Source organism: Bacillus vallismortis, assembly GCF_004116955.1.
In the GTDB taxonomy this organism is placed as follows: domain Bacteria; phylum Bacillota; class Bacilli; order Bacillales; family Bacillaceae; genus Bacillus; species Bacillus vallismortis.
Genome location: NZ_CP026362.1, coordinates 412501 through 429608 on the forward strand (window position 1 = coordinate 412501; position 17108 = coordinate 429608).

Annotated in this window: 11 protein-coding genes, 21 tRNA genes and 2 rRNA genes (1 of these 34 running past the window's edge); 32 read left to right on the forward strand and 2 right to left on the reverse strand. The window is 45.9% G+C overall.

The features are described 5' to 3' along the window. The 28 genes from BV11031_RS02230 to glgP form a co-directional block, all read left to right on the forward strand. Nucleotides 1-66: ribosomal RNA gene (locus tag BV11031_RS02230) — 23S ribosomal RNA — on the forward strand (it extends 2862 nt beyond the left edge of the window). Nucleotides 67-193: 127 nt separating this feature from the next. Next, nucleotides 194-309: ribosomal RNA gene (rrf, locus tag BV11031_RS02235) — 5S ribosomal RNA — on the forward strand. Nucleotides 310-331: 22 nt separating this feature from the next. Beyond that, nucleotides 332-407, forward strand: a tRNA-Val gene (locus tag BV11031_RS02240). Between the two features lie 32 nt (nt 408-439). Next, nucleotides 440-515: transfer RNA gene (locus tag BV11031_RS02245), tRNA-Thr, on the forward strand. 37 nt (nt 516-552) lie between these two features. Further along, a tRNA-Lys gene (locus BV11031_RS02250) sits at nt 553-628 on the forward strand. Between the two features lie 10 nt (nt 629-638). After that, nucleotides 639-725, forward strand: a tRNA-Leu gene (locus BV11031_RS02255). 5 nt (nt 726-730) lie between these two features. Beyond that, a tRNA-Gly gene (locus tag BV11031_RS02260) sits at nt 731-805 on the forward strand. Nucleotides 806-819: 14 nt separating this feature from the next. Then, nucleotides 820-905: transfer RNA gene (locus tag BV11031_RS02265), tRNA-Leu, on the forward strand. Between the two features lie 9 nt (nt 906-914). Next, nucleotides 915-991: transfer RNA gene (locus BV11031_RS02270), tRNA-Arg, on the forward strand. Nucleotides 992-1006: 15 nt separating this feature from the next. Then, nucleotides 1007-1083: transfer RNA gene (locus tag BV11031_RS02275), tRNA-Pro, on the forward strand. A gap of 5 nt (nt 1084-1088) precedes the next feature. Continuing rightward, a tRNA-Ala gene (locus BV11031_RS02280) sits at nt 1089-1161 on the forward strand. Between the two features lie 20 nt (nt 1162-1181). Next, nucleotides 1182-1258 (forward strand) — tRNA-Met (locus BV11031_RS02285). Nucleotides 1259-1260: 2 nt separating this feature from the next. Continuing rightward, nucleotides 1261-1337: transfer RNA gene (locus BV11031_RS02290), tRNA-Ile, on the forward strand. Between the two features lie 6 nt (nt 1338-1343). Beyond that, nucleotides 1344-1436 (forward strand) — tRNA-Ser (locus BV11031_RS02295). A 17-nt stretch (nt 1437-1453) separates the two neighbouring features. Further along, nucleotides 1454-1530, forward strand: a tRNA-Met gene (locus tag BV11031_RS02300). 68 nt (nt 1531-1598) lie between these two features. After that, a tRNA-Asp gene (locus tag BV11031_RS02305) sits at nt 1599-1675 on the forward strand. Between the two features lie 15 nt (nt 1676-1690). Continuing rightward, nucleotides 1691-1766: transfer RNA gene (locus tag BV11031_RS02310), tRNA-Phe, on the forward strand. 19 nt (nt 1767-1785) lie between these two features. Then, nucleotides 1786-1861, forward strand: a tRNA-His gene (locus BV11031_RS02315). A 10-nt stretch (nt 1862-1871) separates the two neighbouring features. Further along, nucleotides 1872-1945 (forward strand) — tRNA-Gly (locus BV11031_RS02320). Between the two features lie 15 nt (nt 1946-1960). Beyond that, nucleotides 1961-2037, forward strand: a tRNA-Ile gene (locus BV11031_RS02325). Nucleotides 2038-2049: 12 nt separating this feature from the next. Continuing rightward, nucleotides 2050-2124, forward strand: a tRNA-Asn gene (locus tag BV11031_RS02330). A gap of 3 nt (nt 2125-2127) precedes the next feature. Further along, nucleotides 2128-2218: transfer RNA gene (locus BV11031_RS02335), tRNA-Ser, on the forward strand. Between the two features lie 30 nt (nt 2219-2248). After that, nucleotides 2249-2320, forward strand: a tRNA-Glu gene (locus tag BV11031_RS02340). A 229-nt stretch (nt 2321-2549) separates the two neighbouring features. Beyond that, a complete protein-coding gene (glgB, locus tag BV11031_RS02345) occupies nt 2550-4424 on the forward strand; it encodes a 1,4-alpha-glucan branching enzyme (protein WP_010329480.1) in 1875 nt (624 codons plus the stop codon). A 4-nt stretch (nt 4425-4428) separates the two neighbouring features. Further along, nucleotides 4429-5571 carry a glucose-1-phosphate adenylyltransferase gene (locus BV11031_RS02350; protein ID WP_010329481.1) on the forward strand — a complete coding sequence of 381 codons (1143 nt, stop codon included), beginning with the start codon at nt 4429-4431 and terminating at the stop codon, nt 5569-5571. Nucleotides 5572-5593: 22 nt separating this feature from the next. Beyond that, nucleotides 5594-6625: a glucose-1-phosphate adenylyltransferase subunit GlgD gene (gene glgD, locus BV11031_RS02355; protein ID WP_010329482.1), complete on the forward strand. Its 1032-nt coding sequence runs from the start codon at nt 5594-5596 to the stop codon at nt 6623-6625. Further along, nucleotides 6622-8076: a glycogen synthase GlgA gene (glgA, locus tag BV11031_RS02360; RefSeq protein WP_010329483.1), complete on the forward strand. Its 1455-nt coding sequence runs from the start codon at nt 6622-6624 to the stop codon at nt 8074-8076. Before glgD ends, glgA begins: the two co-directional genes overlap by 4 nt. Next, nucleotides 8063-10459 carry a glycogen phosphorylase GlgP gene (glgP, locus tag BV11031_RS02365; RefSeq protein ID WP_010329484.1) on the forward strand — a complete coding sequence of 799 codons (2397 nt, stop codon included), beginning with the start codon at nt 8063-8065 and terminating at the stop codon, nt 10457-10459. Before glgA ends, glgP begins: the two co-directional genes overlap by 14 nt. A gap of 30 nt (nt 10460-10489) precedes the next feature. On the opposite strand, the gene BV11031_RS02370 is transcribed toward glgP, so the two are convergent. Next, nucleotides 10490-10957, reverse strand: coding sequence for a TspO/MBR family protein (locus tag BV11031_RS02370; RefSeq protein WP_010329485.1), 468 nt, complete (start codon nt 10955-10957; stop codon nt 10490-10492). 244 nt (nt 10958-11201) lie between these two features. Beyond that, nucleotides 11202-11921, reverse strand: a complete 720-nt coding sequence (locus BV11031_RS02375; RefSeq protein WP_010329486.1) for a yteA family sporulation protein — start codon at nt 11919-11921, stop codon at nt 11202-11204. A gap of 289 nt (nt 11922-12210) precedes the next feature. Here BV11031_RS02375 and BV11031_RS02380 point away from each other — a divergent pair, with 289 nt between their 5' ends. Genes BV11031_RS02380 through menB form a run of 4 tightly spaced genes read left to right on the forward strand, consistent with a single transcriptional unit; the run spans nt 12211 to nt 17027 of the window. After that, nucleotides 12211-13626 carry an isochorismate synthase gene (locus tag BV11031_RS02380; RefSeq protein ID WP_010329487.1) on the forward strand — a complete coding sequence of 472 codons (1416 nt, stop codon included), beginning with the start codon at nt 12211-12213 and terminating at the stop codon, nt 13624-13626. After that, nucleotides 13623-15362 (forward strand): 2-succinyl-5-enolpyruvyl-6-hydroxy-3-cyclohexene-1-carboxylic-acid synthase, encoded by a 1740-nt coding sequence (menD, locus tag BV11031_RS02385; RefSeq protein ID WP_010329488.1) that lies wholly within the window; start codon nt 13623-13625, stop codon nt 15360-15362. The genes BV11031_RS02380 and menD overlap by 4 nt, the downstream gene beginning before the upstream one ends. Further along, a complete protein-coding gene (gene menH / locus BV11031_RS02390) occupies nt 15350-16174 on the forward strand; it encodes a 2-succinyl-6-hydroxy-2,4-cyclohexadiene-1-carboxylate synthase (RefSeq protein WP_129550677.1) in 825 nt (274 codons plus the stop codon). The genes menD and menH overlap by 13 nt, the downstream gene beginning before the upstream one ends. 34 nt (nt 16175-16208) lie before the next feature. Then, entirely contained in the window at nt 16209-17027 is an 819-nt protein-coding gene (gene menB, locus BV11031_RS02395) for a 1,4-dihydroxy-2-naphthoyl-CoA synthase (protein WP_010329489.1), read from the forward strand. Nucleotides 17028-17108: the final 81 nt, after the last annotated feature.

A 17108-nucleotide genomic window follows, 5' to 3' on the forward strand; every position in this document is an offset into this window, starting at 1 on the left:
GGTCTGAGGTGGAAGTGTGGCGACACATGGAGCTGACAGATACTAATCGATCGAGGACTTAACCACATTTTGATTGGTGTCACATCTGTTATCTAGTTTTGAGAGAACACTCTCTAAAAGGCGGAAAGAAACTCCGCTAAGGGCTCTCACATCCTGTGAGAAACGCCCAGTACCTTCATCCTGAAGGCATTTGTTTGGTGGCGATAGCGAAGAGGTCACACCCGTTCCCATGCCGAACACGGAAGTTAAGCTCTTCAGCGCCGATGGTAGTCGGGGGTTTCCCCCTGTGAGAGTAGGACGCCGCCAAGCAGTTGCACGCTAGTTCAATAATGGAGGATTAGCTCAGCTGGGAGAGCATCTGCCTTACAAGCAGAGGGTCGGCGGTTCGAGCCCGTCATCCTCCACCATTCTTTATTGTACATATCGGTTTTACATATACGCCGGTGTAGCTCAATTGGTAGAGCAACTGACTTGTAATCAGTAGGTTGGGGGTTCAAGTCCTCTTGCCGGCACCACTTTTATATGATATAATATTCAAGTCTCTTGTAAGAAGAGCCATTAGCTCAGTTGGTAGAGCATCTGACTTTTAATCAGAGGGTCGAAGGTTCGAGTCCTTCATGGCTCACCATTTACATGTTGCGGATGTGGCGGAATTGGCAGACGCGCTAGAATCAGGCTCTAGTGTCTTTACAGACGTGGGGGTTCAAGTCCCTTCATCCGCACCATTTCTGCGGAAGTAGTTCAGTGGTAGAACACCACCTTGCCAAGGTGGGGGTCGCGGGTTCGAATCCCGTCTTCCGCTCCAACTATACCATCCACGCCGGGGTGGTGGAATTGGCAGACACACAGGACTTAAAATCCTGCGGTAGGTGACTACCGTGCCGGTTCAAGTCCGGCCCTCGGCATTAAGTTTTGCGCCCGTAGCTCAATTGGATAGAGCGTTTGACTACGGATCAAAAGGTTAGGGGTTCGACTCCTCTCGGGCGCGCCATGATCTACATGAAATCGGGAAGTAGCTCAGCTTGGTAGAGCACATGGTTTGGGACCATGGGGTCGCAGGTTCGAATCCTGTCTTCCCGACCATTCTTGGGGCCTTAGCTCAGCTGGGAGAGCGCCTGCTTTGCACGCAGGAGGTCAGCGGTTCGATCCCGCTAGGCTCCACTTGGTTTCAATAAATATTTGGCGGTGTAGCTCAGCTGGCTAGAGCGTACGGTTCATACCCGTGAGGTCGGGGGTTCGATCCCCTCCGCCGCTACCAATGGACCTTTAGCTCAGTTGGTTAGAGCAGACGGCTCATAACCGTCCGGTCGTAGGTTCGAGTCCTACAAGGTCCACCACTATACGGAGGAATACCCAAGTCTGGCTGAAGGGATCGGTCTTGAAAACCGACAGGGGTGTCAAAGCCCGCGGGGGTTCGAATCCCTCTTCCTCCGCCATATCTATTCTTAATCATCGCGGGGTGGAGCAGTTCGGTAGCTCGTCGGGCTCATAACCCGAAGGTCGCAGGTTCAAATCCTGCCCCCGCAACCAAAATATGCGAATAAAAAATGAAGTGCCCGAAGGGCTCAATAAAAAAGATTCACATGTACTATTAAAATGGTCCGGTAGTTCAGTTGGTTAGAATGCCTGCCTGTCACGCAGGAGGTCGCGGGTTCGAGTCCCGTCCGGACCGCCATTTAAATAATACTTAGGCTCGGTAGCTCAGTTGGTAGAGCAACGGACTGAAAATCCGTGTGTCGGCGGTTCGATTCCGTCCCGAGCCACCATTTATCAATATATATTTTGGCGGTTGTGGCGAAGTGGTTAACGCACCAGATTGTGGCTCTGGCATTCGTGGGTTCGATTCCCATCAATCGCCCCAAATAAAAATTGCGGGTGTAGTTTAGTGGTAAAACCTCAGCCTTCCAAGCTGATGTCGTGGGTTCGATTCCCATCACCCGCTCCATTTCTATATTGTCATGGGCCTGTAGCTCAGCTGGTTAGAGCGCACGCCTGATAAGCGTGAGGTCGATGGTTCGAGTCCATTCAGGCCCACCATGACTTTTATATTCCACAGTAGCTCAGTGGTAGAGCTATCGGCTGTTAACCGATCGGTCGCAGGTTCGAATCCTGCCTGTGGAGCCAAATGGAGAAGTACTCAAGTGGCTGAAGAGGCGCCCCTGCTAAGGGTGTAGGTCGTGTAAGCGGCGCGAGGGTTCAAATCCCTCCTTCTCCGCCATATAATGAAAAATGGAAGTCTTCACTCATCGGCCCGTTGGTCAAGCGGTTAAGACACCGCCCTTTCACGGCGGTAACACGGGTTCGAATCCCGTACGGGTCATCCCAAAAACCTTGCATATCCTGCAAGGTTTTTTATTTTATCATCATGTTATGCCTTAGATTTCGTTCTTATTCTATAAACAGCCAACAAAAATCTCCATATCTTTTGTTTTTCTTCGGAAAAAGAAGTTAAATGTCAATAAGTATAAGCGCTTTCATGAAAGGGCTTTTTTTTATTTCTGCGAATAAATATTATAAATGAAAACTATGATGTCAGAAAGGATGATTACATGGCCGCCGCCAGCCCGTCAGCACATGATGTTTATCTTTTTCACGAAGGCAGTCTGTATAGAAGCTATCAACTATTTGGCTCGCATTATCGCGAGCTGAATGGCCAAAGCGGATATGAATTCTGTGTGTGGGCGCCTCATGCGTCAGTAGTTCGAGTGGCTGGGGATTTTAACAGCTGGTCAGGAGAACAGCATGTGATGCATAGAGTGAATGATAACGGCATTTGGACGTTATTTATTCCAGGTCTAGAGCAACAGGAACGATATAAATATGAAATCGTGACTCATAGCGGTGAGATTAGGCTGAAAGCAGATCCATACGCCTTTTATTCAGAAGTCCGGCCTCACACAGCATCACTTACGTACAATCTGACGGGATATAAATGGAAAGACCAAAAATGGCAAAAGAAACAACAGGATATGACGCTGTATGAGAAACCTATTTTTATTTATGAACTGCATCTTGGGTCTTGGAAGAAACATTCTGATGGCAGGCATTATACCTATAAAGATTTAAGCCAGTCGCTTATTCCTTATATCAAAAAGCATGGGTTTACCCATATCGAACTGCTTCCGGTGTATGAGCATCCTTATGATCGTTCATGGGGATATCAAGGAACGGGTTATTACAGCCCGACAAGCAGGTTTGGCACGCCGCATGATCTGATGAAGTTTGTGGATGAATGCCATCAAGAGAACATCGGAGTCATTCTGGATTGGGTTCCGGGACATTTTTGTAAAGATGCACATGGCCTTTATATGTTTGATGGAGAGCCTCTTTATGAATATCAAGATGAACGTGATCGGGAGAACGGGCTATGGGGCACAGCTAACTTTGATCTGGGAAAACCGGAAGTTCATAGTTTTTTAATTTCTAATGCGTTGTACTGGGCGGAACTCTATCATATAGATGGACTTAGGGTTGATGCAGTGGCTAACATCCTGTATTGGCCAAATCAGGATGAACGCCATCCGAATCCATATGCTGTTGAATTTCTACAAAAACTTAATCAAACAATGAGAGAGGCATATCCGCATGTCATAATGATTGCGGAAGATTCGACGGAATGGCCTCACGTGACAAGTGCCGCTGAGGAAGGAGGGCTCGGTTTTCATTTTAAATGGAATATGGGCTGGATGAATGACGTACTGACATACATGGAAACGCCCCCAGAAGAAAGGCGGTATTGTCATCAGCTTATTTCTTTTTCATTATTGTATGCGTTTAGTGAACATTTTGTATTGCCGTTTTCACATGATGAAGTCGTTTACGGCAAAAAATCAATTCTTAATAAAATGCCTGGCGACTATTGGCAGAAATTTGCCCAGTATCGTCTTTTGCTCGGTTATATGACGGCTCACCCCGGTAAGAAATTGATTTTTATGGGTTCAGAATTTGCCCAATTTGATGAATGGAAAGACACAGAGCAGCTTGATTGGTTTTTGGACTCCTTCCCCATGCATCGGAAAGCCAGCGTTTTTACGCAAGATCTTCTCCGCTTTTATCAAAAAAGCAAAATCCTTTATGAACATGACCATCGTGCACAGTCGTTTGAATGGATTGATGTCCATAATGACGAACAATCGATCTTTTCTTTTATTCGTTACGGCAAAAAGTACGGTGAGGCGCTTGTCATCATTTGTAATTTTACACCCGCGGTCTATCAGCAATATGATGTTGGTGTTCCTTTTCTTACCCAATATATCGAGGTCCTGAACAGCGACAGAGAAGCATATGGAGGCTCAGGGCAAATCAACAAAAAGCCGTTAACGGCCAAAAAGGGAGCTTTACATCATAAACCGGGTTATATCACAATGACCATCCCCCCTTACGGCATTTCGATTTTACGGGCGGTTAAAAAAGAGGAGAGATGAAATCATGAAAAAACAATGTGTGGCCATGCTCCTTGCCGGCGGGAAGGGCAGCCGTCTCAACGGTTTAACAAAACATATGGCGAAACCGGCTGTATCTTTTGGGGGGAAATACAGGATTATTGATTTTACGCTCAGCAACTGTTCCAATTCTGGTATTGACACAGTGGGGATTTTAACACAATATCAGCCGCTCGAGCTGAATTCCTATATTGGCATCGGCAGTGCATGGGACCTTGACAGATATAATGGCGGCGTGACGGTTTTACCTCCCTATGCCAAGTCATCTGAGGTCAAATGGTATAAAGGGACGGCAAGCGCCATTTATGAAAATCTCAATTATTTAAAACAGTATGATCCTGAGTATGTGCTGATTTTATCTGGAGATCACATCTACAAGATGGACTACGGCAAAATGCTTGATTTTCATATTGAAAAGAATGCGGATGTAACGATTTCTGTTATTGAAGTGGGCTGGGAGGAAGCAAGCCGGTTCGGCATTATGAAGACCAATGCAGATGGGACGATTACACGTTTCGATGAAAAGCCCCAATTCCCAAAGAGCAATCTCGCCTCAATGGGAATTTATATATTCAATTGGCCGCTTTTGAAACAGTACCTCGAGATGGATGACCGGAACCCGTATTCAAGCCACGACTTCGGCAAAGACATTATTCCTTTGCTTTTAGAGGAGAAAAAGAAGCTATCTGCTTATCCGTTCAAAGGATATTGGAAGGATGTCGGAACAGTGCAGAGTTTGTGGGAAGCCAATATGGATCTGTTAAAAGAAGACTCGGAGTTAAAGCTGTTTGAACGGAAATGGAAAATTTACTCCGTTAATCCGAATCAGCCTCCGCAATTTATTTCATCTGACGCGCAGGTTCATGATTCGCTTGTGAACGAAGGCTGTGTTGTGTATGGAAATGTGTCTCATTCCGTTCTTTTTCAAGGTGTTACTGTCGGTAAGCATGCGACTGTCACATCGTCGGTTATTATGCCGGATGTGACGATCGGCGAGCATGTAGTGATTGAAAATGCCATTGTTCCTAATGGCATGGTGCTTCCAGATGGCGCAGTGATTCGGTCCGAAAAAGACATTCAGGAGGTGCTGCTCGTTTCAGAGGAATTTGTAGAAAAAGAATTGATCTAATACTGAAGAGGAGGCAGAGCCATTGTTCAATAACCAAATGTTAGGTGTTATAGATGAAACCACATATAAGCATTCTCTTCAGGATTTAACGGCACAGCGGTCGCTGGGGGCGATTCCTTTTGCCGGAAGGTACCGCCTGATCGATTTTATGCTATCCAACATGGTGAATGCGGATATTAGGAGTGTCGCAATTTTTCCGAAGTATCGCTATCGTTCGCTTATGGATCATCTTGGAGCGGGCAAGGAATGGGATTTGCATCGGAAAAAGGATGGCCTCTTTTTTTTCCCGTCGCCCCACCTTCACCAAGAATATGATGAATTCGGTTCCTTTCGACAGTTTTCCGACCATCTTGATTACTTCCGCAGAAGCACACAACAGTATGCTGTCATCTCCAACAGTCATACCGTATGCAACATTCAATTTCAATATGTGCTGAAACGCCATATGGAGATTGGCTGCGACGTCACCGAGGTATTTCAGGACGGCCAATCGCTGCAAATCTATATCATGTCTACAACGCTTTTACAGGATCTGATTTACGGACATAGTGAAAAAGGCTATAAAACCATTCATGAAGCTGTCGAAAAAGAATCCTCCTCATTGAGCATTTGCCCGTATGAATATTCAGGTTATTCCGCTGTCATTGATTCGGTAGAAAAGTATTATACCCACAGTATGGAGCTCATTCAGCCTCGGTTTTGGCAGCAGGTGTTTTTGCCGCAGCAGCCGATTTATACAAAAGTAAAGGATGAGCCGCCGACGAAATACGGAAAGCACAGCAGTGTCAAACATTCCTTGGTGGCAAACGGCTGTGTGCTTGAAGGAGAGGTTGAAAACTGCATTTTGTTCAGGGGGATTCATGTCGGAAAGGGAACGAAGCTGAAAAACTGCATTATTATGCAAAAAACACAGATTGGCGAGGATTGTCTGTTAGAGCAGGTGATTTCTGATAAGGACGTTAAAATCGGCAATTCGACTGAGGCTGCGGGAACAGCCGAACAGCCGCTGGTATTAAGAAAAGGGTTTGTCCAAGGAGAGCTGATGAATTCTTGAAGATATTGTTTGCTGTATCAGAATGTACGCCGTTTGTTAAGTCAGGAGGCCTTGCCGATGTAGCAGGTGCTCTGCCAAAGGCACTTGCGCGATTAGGCAATGAAGTAACTGTGATGCTGCCGAAATACAGCCAAATACCTGAACGATGGAAGAAGCGCATGAGAAAAATAGCTGAATGTACAGTGGCCGTCGGCTGGCGCCAGCAATATTGCGGAATTGAACATATGGCCGATGATGATGTGAATTATTACTTCATCGACAATGAATATTATTTTAAGAGGGATTCGCTGTACGGGCATTATGATGATGGTGAACGGTTTGCTTTTTTTTCAAGAGCTGTGCTGGAAGCTGCTGAAGCCGTGAATGTTCAGGCCGATATTGTTCATACTCATGATTGGCATACAGCGATGGTCAATTATTTGCTAAAAGAGGAATACAGAGCGCATCCTTTTTATGAACAGATGAAAAGCGTACTCACGATCCACAACCTCCAGTTTCAAGGCATATTTCCTCCTGATGTCACACATGACTTGCTGGGGCTTGATATGGATCATTTTCATTTTGAAAGGTTAGAATGCAACGGATTCGTTAATTTTATGAAGGCAGGCATCATTGCAGCTGATCATGTGACAACTGTAAGCCCCACTTACAGAAATGAAATATTGACGCCGTATTACGGTGAACAGCTGGAGCGGGTTTTGCAATATAGGGAAAATGACATAACCGGCATATTAAACGGCATTGATGATACGTTTTATCATCCTAAAAACGATCCCTATATAGAGGCGCACTATGATGCAGACCACCTAACATGCAAGGAAGAAAATAAAACGCAGCTGCAGCGGCGGATGGGGCTACCTGAGCGAAATGATATTCCGCTGATCAGCATGGTGACAAGGCTCACGAAACAAAAGGGACTTGATCTTGTCCGCAGGATTATGCACGAACTTCTTGAAGAACATGACATACAGCTGATTGTGCTGGGCACGGGGGAGCGTGAATTTGAAGATTATTTCCGGTATGCAGAATTTGCTTTTCATGAGAAGTGCAGAGCGTATATTGGATTTGATGAGCCGCTTGCCCATCAAATTTACGCGGGCTCTGATTTATTTTTAATGCCGTCAAAGTTTGAGCCGTGCGGCTTGGGGCAGCTCATTGCTCTCCAATATGGCGCCATTCCGATCGTCAGGGAGACGGGCGGTCTTTACGATACAGTCCGTGCCTATCAGGAGGAAGAGAGAACGGGCAATGGCTTTACGTTTTCCGCTTTCAATGCGCATGATCTTAAATTCACAATCGAGAGGGCACTGTCGTTTTATCCCCAAAAGGATGTATGGAAGAGCATCATGAAGACCGCAATGAATGCAGATTACAGCTGGAAGCATTCAGCTAAAGAGTATCAGCGCATTTTCGAGTATGTGACAAGGAGTGGACGGGATGTTCTCGAGTAAAGAACGTTTTGCAGCCTTATTTTTAAAGCGTCTGGAAATGACGTGTGGAAAAAGCTTTAAAGACTCTGCCAAGCTGGATCAATACAAAACGTTAGGCAATATGGTCAGAGAGTATATCAGCGCTAATTGGATCCAGACGAATGAAAAAAGCAGGTCCAACTCCGGGAAACAGACATATTATTTGTCAATCGAATTTCTGCTCGGTCAGCTCCTTGAACAAAATGTAATGAATCTTGGCGTTCGTGATGTTGTGGAAGCAGGCTTAAAGGATATTGGCATCGAATTAGAGGAGATCCTTCAGATAGAGAGCGATGCAGGTCTAGGCAATGGCGGGCTTGGGCGCTTGGCTGCTTGCTTTTTAGATTCTCTCGCTTCATTAAACCTGCCTGGACATGGAATGGGCATTCGTTATAAGCACGGCTTGTTTGAGCAAAAAATTGTTGACGGCCATCAAGTGGAGCTGCCTGAGCAATGGCTGAAAAACGGGAATGTATGGGAAGTAAGAAATGCGGATCAGGCTGTTGACGTGCCATTTTGGGGCGAGGTGCATGTGACACAACAAAACGGGCGTCTGCATTTTCGTCACGAGCAAGCTACAATCGTCACCGCTGTTCCTTACGATATACCGATTATTGGCTATGAAACGGGGACAGTCAATACGTTGAGGTTATGGAATGCCGAGCCCTATGCGCATTATCATGGCGGCAATATCTTGTCTTATAAGCGGGAAACAGAAGCTGTTTCTGAATTTTTATATCCTGACGACACTCATGACGAGGGGAAAATTTTACGGCTGAAGCAGCAGTATTTTTTAGTTTGCGCAAGCTTAAAAAGCATTGTGAATAATTACCGAAAAACAAATAAATCTTTATCCGGGCTGCATAAAAAAATCAGCATTCATATTAATGACACGCATCCTGCGCTGGCAGTGCCTGAGCTGATGCGGATTCTGCTCGATGAAGAGAACATGAGCTGGGATGAGGCCTGGCATATCACCGTACATACGATTTCATATACAAATCATACGACATTGTCAGAAGCGCTGGAGAAATGGCCGATTCATTTGTTTAAGCCGCTGCTTCCGCGAATGTATATGATTATCGAAGAGATCAATGAAAGGTTTTGCCATGCGGTCTGGGAAAAGTATCCCGGGGACTGGAAAAGAATAGAGGACATGGCGATTACGGCGCATGGTGTTGTCAAAATGGCCCACCTGGCCATAGTGGGCAGCTACAGTGTAAACGGCGTTGCCAAAATTCATTCCGATATTTTAAAGAAAAGGGAGATGCACAACTTTCATTTGCTGTTTCCAAATCGTTTTAACAATAAGACGAATGGAATTGCCCACAGGCGCTGGCTGCTAAAAGCAAATCCCGGCTTGTCTGCGATCATCACGGAGGCGATCGGCAATCAATGGATCAAAGATCCGGAATCACTGCTTCAATTAGAACCGTATGCTTTTGATCCAGCTTTTATTGAACAGTTTCAAAACAACAAAAGCAGGAAAAAACAAGAGCTTGCTGATTTGATTTTTTGTACGGCGGGGGTGGTTGTGGACCCTGACAGCATATTTGACGTTCAGGTAAAACGGCTTCATGCATATAAACGGCAGCTGCTGAATGTTCTTCATATTATGTATTTGTATAATCGGCTCAAAGAGGACTCGGGATTTTCCATTTACCCGCAAACCTTTATTTTTGGAGCAAAGGCTTCACCAAGCTATTATTATGCCAAGAAAATCATTAAGCTCATCCATTCTGTCGCTGAAAAGGTCAACTATGACCCGGAAGTCAAACAGCTGATCAAGATTGTTTTTTTGGAAAATTACAGAGTGTCTATGGCTGAGCGGATTTTTCCGGCTTCAGATATAAGTGAACAAATTTCAACGGCGAGCAAGGAAGCGTCAGGCACAGGAAATATGAAGTTTATGATGAACGGGGCTTTGACAATCGGCACTCATGACGGCGCAAATATTGAGATTCTTGAGCGGGTGGGGCCTGATTGTATTTACACATTCGGTTTAAAGGCGGATGCCGTTCTATCGTACCAGGAAAACGGCGGCTATAGATCGAGGGAATATTATCAGCATGACCGCAGAATCAGACAGGTGGCGGATCAGCTGATCAACGGTTTTTTTGAAGGGGAAGCAGATGAATTTGAATCGATTTATGACTCGCTGCTTCCGCATAATGATGAGTATTTTGTGCTAAAGGATTTCAGCTCATATGCAGATGCGCAAGAGCGTATTCAAGCTGATTATCGCGATCGGAGGACATGGTCTGGGCGTTCGATTGTAAACATTGCCCATTCTGGATATTTCTCAAGCGACCGCACGATCCGCGAATATGCGAAAGACATTTGGAGAATCCGCCCGATGATGTGAAAAAGCCGCTGTAGGAGCGGCTTTTTTGGTTTACAGATTCATCGAATAGATTGTAAAGGATAAGAATGTCGCAAACGCACTCCATAAAACATAGGGCAAAAGAAGATAGCTTGCGGCTCTGCTGTATTTTTTTACTATAATCATTAATATGAATGCTGTTAGCGCGACGAGCAGGCTGTCAATCGACGCAGCCAGCAAATTCTTTTGGGTAAATTGAAAATAGCTGAATGCCTGATTAAACACATAATTAATCAAAAGCATAAGCCAAAAGCGCTTCGCATCTTGAAATGAAAATGCGGCGTACACAATGGCAGCTGAAAGGGAGATCAGGGCAAACAGGATCGCCCAAATGATGCCGATCGCAGACCCGGGTGGCGTCCAGTCCGGTTTTTTCAGTGAATTGTACCATTCTTGGTCAATCGGAAACAGGTAGTCTGCGGCTGAAAACAGCGCGTAAGTAATCACAAAAACCGCTATGGCGCCGATTATTTTCTTCATGTTTGCAACCTCCGTATGTATTTATTTTACATTTATACGTACCCATCATTTTATAAGGATCAAACCCCCGATGTACGGGGGAAATAAATTATCTGCTAAAATTTTGTCCATATACTTGTCTTTGTTCGGCAGTGAATGGGGCTCTTGATTCGTAAGCGTAGATCATAATACTAAAATGATCCTTCAACCAATAAACGGGATCGTTTCTTCTGAAGACGTTAAAGAACCCCCAATGACAGGGGGTTCAATCAGCGTGAAGATCGCCGAATGTTGTCATGATTCCCTCTTCGTCGAGTTCTTCCTCATAACGCTCATGGGCTCTGCTTTGATAGACCGTAATTTCTTTGCCTGTGATATCTGTTGCGATGAAATTTTCGTATGATTCCGTATTGCCGATATTTTCTTCGGCATTCATCGTCATATCATCGTAGCTGAGAGGCGGGTTTTCCATATCCTGTGGTGTTTGTGAGTTTCCGTATTTTTCGACGTCCTGGTAGGAATCTTCACTGTCATATGGCGCCCTGATTTCTTCATCATCGTCAAATTCAAATTGCCCGAAAGGTGTTTCTTCTTCGATCGGCCTATCTCTGGAAATGACATCCTGTGACGAATACTCTGCGAGCGTCGTGGCGGTCGGAAGCGCTTCAAGACGTTCGTATGGGATTTCCTTTCCGCTGACTTCACAAATACCGTACGTACCGTTTTCTATCGCCTTCAATGAATGCTCAATGTCCCGGAGGTGCTCTCGCTCATGCAAGTCGAGAGCGATGTCCTTTTCACGTTCATAAAGTTCTGTTGCATGATCTCCTGGGTGGTTGTCATAAGCTGAAAGTTCACCCATTGAATCATACGGAAAGGCTGAATTGAGCTGAAAATGGTCATTGTCTTTAAAGCGGTTTAAGATATTTTCTTTTGTTTGTTCCAGTTCATGTTTCAAATGCTGAAGCTGGTCTTTTGTAAGCATTGTAATCGCCTCGTTTCTCTGTGATGCATACCTTTAGTATGAACAGATCGCCTGAGAACTTTCATAAATGACGGATGGAGGAATATAGGAAATTCCCCTTATATGGTAAGCGGATACAACCTTTGCTAGCGGCGGAGAAAGAAATTTAAGGTTTGTTTCTTTTTCATTTCTCTAATTAGGTTTATAATAGGTAAGGCAGGCCATTTGGACTGCATGATCTGTGTTTGACACAAAGGAGACACAGGTGTATGGTATTAAAAGCATTTTAAGGATTATGGAGGAATGTCTCATGGTGACAACGGTGCAGCGTACGTTCCGAAAGGAAGTTCTACATGCATTACATAAAGCCAAAGAAGTCAACCATGCTGTCTTAATAAGCTATTCGAGACAAATCGAGTCTCTTGACCCTCTATCATTTTTCAACTACGGAGCAAAAAAATATACAGGCAATCGATTTTTTTGGTCAGATCCTGAAAGTGAATTGACAATAGTCGGTCTTGGCAAAGAAGCGGTTTTCCAGACAAATCAAAAAAACAGCAAGCGGTATCGCGAGGTTTTTGAACAATGGGAGCGCTTTAAAAAGACGGCTTTTCATATTTGTGAAGAAGAAAAGCTGCAGCATTCTGCAGTGGGACCTGTGTTATTCGGAGGATTTTCTTTTGACCCTTGCGAAGAACGAGGTACACAATGGGACCATTTCTCGGAAGGGGATTTCTTTGTGCCGGCGCTTATGCTGACGATGACTGCCGAAGGCTCGTTCTTAACAGTCAACAGATGGGTAAGCGGAAAGGAAAACGCAGAGGCAGTTTTGGAAGGCTTACAAGCTTTTGCCGGCGAATTTATGGTTCCTGATTCAAACGTAGAAGATCAGGCTGTGATAGCAGCATCAGAAGAGCTGGATAAGGACGATTGGCTGAAAGCAATCGAAACGGCAACAAGCCAAATTAAAGAAAAACAATATGATAAGGTGGTTCTAGCCCGAGAGCTGTTACTCACGTTTGACGGCACGGTCCAAATTGAACCGGTGCTTAAAACCCTTCTGAACGATCAGCAGACAAGCTATGTTTTTGCAATCGAACAGGAAGGGAAAACCTTTGTCGGCGCGTCTCCGGAAAGACTGATCAAACGAGACGGCGGCACTGTCATGTCTTCTTGTCTGGCCGGTTCCATTAAACGCGGCACTGATGAAGAAGAAGACCGCCGGATAGGCCTTACATTATTAAACGATGAAAAAAATCTGCTGGAGCATGATATTGTGGTAGGCATGATCCAAAACGCTTTTGAATCAAGCTGCTCCGAGATCGAAAAGCCTGACGGACCTGTATTGTACAAAACGAAAAGCGTTCAGCACTTATTTACGCCGATTGTTGGACAGCTTCGTGAGTCGGCTTCGCTCTTTGACCTCATTGAGAAACTGCATCCGACACCGGCTCTTGGGGGAGCGCCTCAGAAGAAAGCTGTTGAAGTGATCAGAGAGATCGAACCGTTATCCCGAGGATGGTATGCGGCTCCTATCGGCTGGATTGACAGCCAGGATAACGGAGAATTCGCAGTGGCTATACGTTCAGGGCTGATCGAGGGCAGAAGAGCAAGGCTGTTTGCTGGCTGCGGTATTGTGGAAGACTCGGAACCGCAGTCTGAATATGAAGAAACGCAGATTAAACTGAAGCCGATGATCTCTGCATTAGGAGGTGAGAGGCATTGACAGCCAACCCGATAACTCATTACATTGGAAGTTTTATTGATGAATTCGCCCTTTCCGGAATTACAGACGCCGTCGTTTGCCCGGGCTCAAGATCCACACCGCTGGCTATTCTTGCAGCCGCGCATCCCGATATCAGCGTCCATGTCCAAATAGATGAAAGATCTGCCGGGTTTTTTGCTCTTGGGCTGGCAAAAGCAAAGCAGCGCCCTGTGCTTTTGATTTGCACATCAGGAACAGCCGCGGCCAACTTTTATCCGGCTGTGATTGAAGCCCATTATTCAAGAGTGCCTATTATTGTGTTAACTGCTGATCGGCCTCACGAGTTGCGTGAAGTAGGCGCGCCGCAGGCTATAAATCAGCACTTCTTATTCGGTAACTTTGTTAAGTTTTTCACAGACTCAGCTCTTCCAGAAGCGTCTCCGCATATGCTGAGATATATCCGAACGCTGGCCGGCCGCGCCGCCGGAGAATCACAAAAGCGCCCGATGGGGCCTGTGCATGTGAATGTGCCGTTGCGCGAACCGCTTATGCCCGATCTTTCGGATGAGCCGTTTGGAAGAATGAAAACAGACCGTCACGTGTCTGTGAAAACGGGTATACAATCTGTTGACCGCGAATCTCTGTCTGATGTGGCTGCGATGCTGGCTGGGGCTGAAAAAGGAATAATCGTCTGCGGGGAGCTCCACAGTGATACGGATAAGGACACTATTATTGCGCTGTCAAAGGCGCTTCAGTATCCGATTTTAGCCGACCCGCTGTCTAATCTGCGGAACGGTGCTCATGATAAAAGCACTGTCATTGATGCGTATGATTCATTTTTAAAAGATGATGAACTGAAATCGAAATTGCGTCCTGATGTTGTCATCCGTTTTGGGCCGATGCCTGTTTCAAAACCGGTTTTCATATGGCTGAAGGATGATCCGGCGATCGAGCAGATTGTGATTGATGAGGATGGAGGGTGGAGAGACCCAACCCAGGCTAGCGCGCATATGATTCACTGTAATGCGTCTGTTTTTTCCGAAGCGATCATGGCTTATGCCGACACCGCCAGATCATCAGAATGGCTGGAGAAATGGCAGCTTGTCAATGGGCGGTTCCGTGAGCATCTGCAAACAATCAGCAGTGAAGAGGTTTCGTTTGAAGGCAATCTCTATCGAATCCTGCAGCATCTCGTCCCTGAAAACAGCTCGCTGTTTGTCGGAAACAGCATGCCGATCAGAGATGTTGATACGTTTTTTGAAAAGCAGGAACGCTCTTTCCGGATTCTATCAAACCGGGGCGCAAATGGAATAGACGGTGTTGTCTCCTCTGCCATGGGGGTATGTGAAGGAACAAAAGCGCCTGTTACACTCGTGATTGGTGATTTATCTTTTTATCACGATTTGAACGGACTGCTGGCGGCCAAAAAGCTGGGCATTCCTCTTACTGTGATTCTCGTGAATAATAATGGCGGAGGGATTTTCTCATTTCTGCCACAGGCTTCTGAGAAGGCACATTTTGAAGATTTGTTCGGTACGCCGACAGGGCTTGATTTCAAGCATGCGGCTGCATTATACGGCGGAACATATTCATGTCCGGCCTCATGGGATGAATTCAAAGCAGCTTACACGCCGCAGGCAGACAAACCCGGACTCCATTTGATAGAAATCAAAACGGATCGCCAATCGAGAGTTCAGCTCCATCGCGATATGCTGAATGAGGCTGTGCGGGAAGTGAAAAAACAATGGGAACTGTAAACATAACCGTTTCAGACGGTGTCCGATATGCTGTGACAGACGAGCGGCCGAATGCTTCCGAAGCCATCGTCTGTCTGCACGGGTTTACCGGCAGCAAACAATCATGGACTTTTCTTGATGGGTTGCTGCCTGAATCCCGTTTGATCAAGATGGATTGTTTAGGGCATGGTGACACAGATGCTCCGCTGAATGGGAAAAGATACAGCACAAGCCGGCAGGTTTCTGACCTTGCCGAGATATTTGATGAATTAAAACTTCACAAAGTGAAATTGATTGGGTATTCTATGGGAGGAAGGCTCGCTTATTCTTTTGCGATGACGTATCCCGAACGGGTATCGGCACTTGTGCTTGAAAGCACAACGCCGGGGTTCAAAACGCTTGAGGAACGGCGGGACAGGATCATGCGGGACCGGAAACTAGCTGATTTTATTTTGCGTGACGGGATTAAGGCATTCGTGCAGTATTGGGAGGGCATCCCTTTGTTTTCATCCCAGCGGCGGCTGGCCGAAGATGTTCGGCACAGGATACGGTCTGGCCGTTTGCGAAACAATGAGATTGGACTTGCAAACAGTTTAATCGGTATGGGCACAGGTTCCCAGCCTTCCTGGTGGAACCGTGTAGAAGACCTAACCATGCCTGTGCTTCTAATCTGCGGGGAGTGGGACGAAAAGTTTTGCGCAATCAATCAAGAGGTGCATAAGAAGCTTCCATCTAGTAAAATAGAGATTGTTCCAAACGCCGGCCATACGGTACATGTGGAACAGCCGCGTTTGTTTGGTAAAAAAGTGAGTGGGTTTTTGACAAGTTTCTAACTCATTCATATGGAAAAATAGAGGAGGTCATATCATGGCTGTAGAATGGAAAACTGAACGGACATACGATGAAATATTGTATGAAACGTATAATGGTATTGCAAAAATAACAATCAACCGCCCTGAGGTACATAACGCGTTTACCCCTAAAACGGTTGCTGAAATGATTGATGCGTTTGCTCGCGCGAGAGACGATCAAAATGTCGGCGTTATCGTGCTTGCCGGTGCCGGAGACAAAGCCTTTTGTTCTGGCGGAGACCAGAAAGTGCGCGGTCACGGCGGTTATGTAGGAGACGACCAAATTCCGCGTTTAAACGTACTGGATCTTCAGCGTTTAATCCGTGTCATTCCGAAACCGGTTGTCGCGATGGTGTCCGGATATGCGATCGGCGGAGGCCATGTGCTCCACATCGTATGTGACTTGACAATCGCTGCCGACAACGCGATTTTCGGACAAACAGGCCCTAAAGTGGGAAGCTTTGACGCTGGTTATGGTTCTGGCTACCTGGCTCGAATCGTAGGCCATAAAAAAGCCCGTGAAATTTGGTATCTGTGCCGTCAGTACAACGCACAGGAAGCGCTGGACATGGGCCTTGTCAACACAGTTGTTCCTTTGGAACAGCTTGAAGAAGAAACGATTAAATGGTGTGAAGAAATGCTTGAGAAAAGCCCGACCGCACTGCGCTTTCTTAAAGCTGCATTTAATGCGGATACAGACGGACTTGCTGGAATTCAGCAGTTTGCAGGGGATGCGACCCTTCTTTACTACACAACTGATGAAGCAAAAGAAGGCCGTGATTCCTTTAAGGAAAAACGCAAACCTGATTTCGGACAGTTCCCTCGTTTCCCGTGATCAGCAATACGGAGTCAACAAACAGCTTGAGACTTTGCGGTCCAAGCTGTTTTCTTTTCAATACAGACATTTTACCTCGGA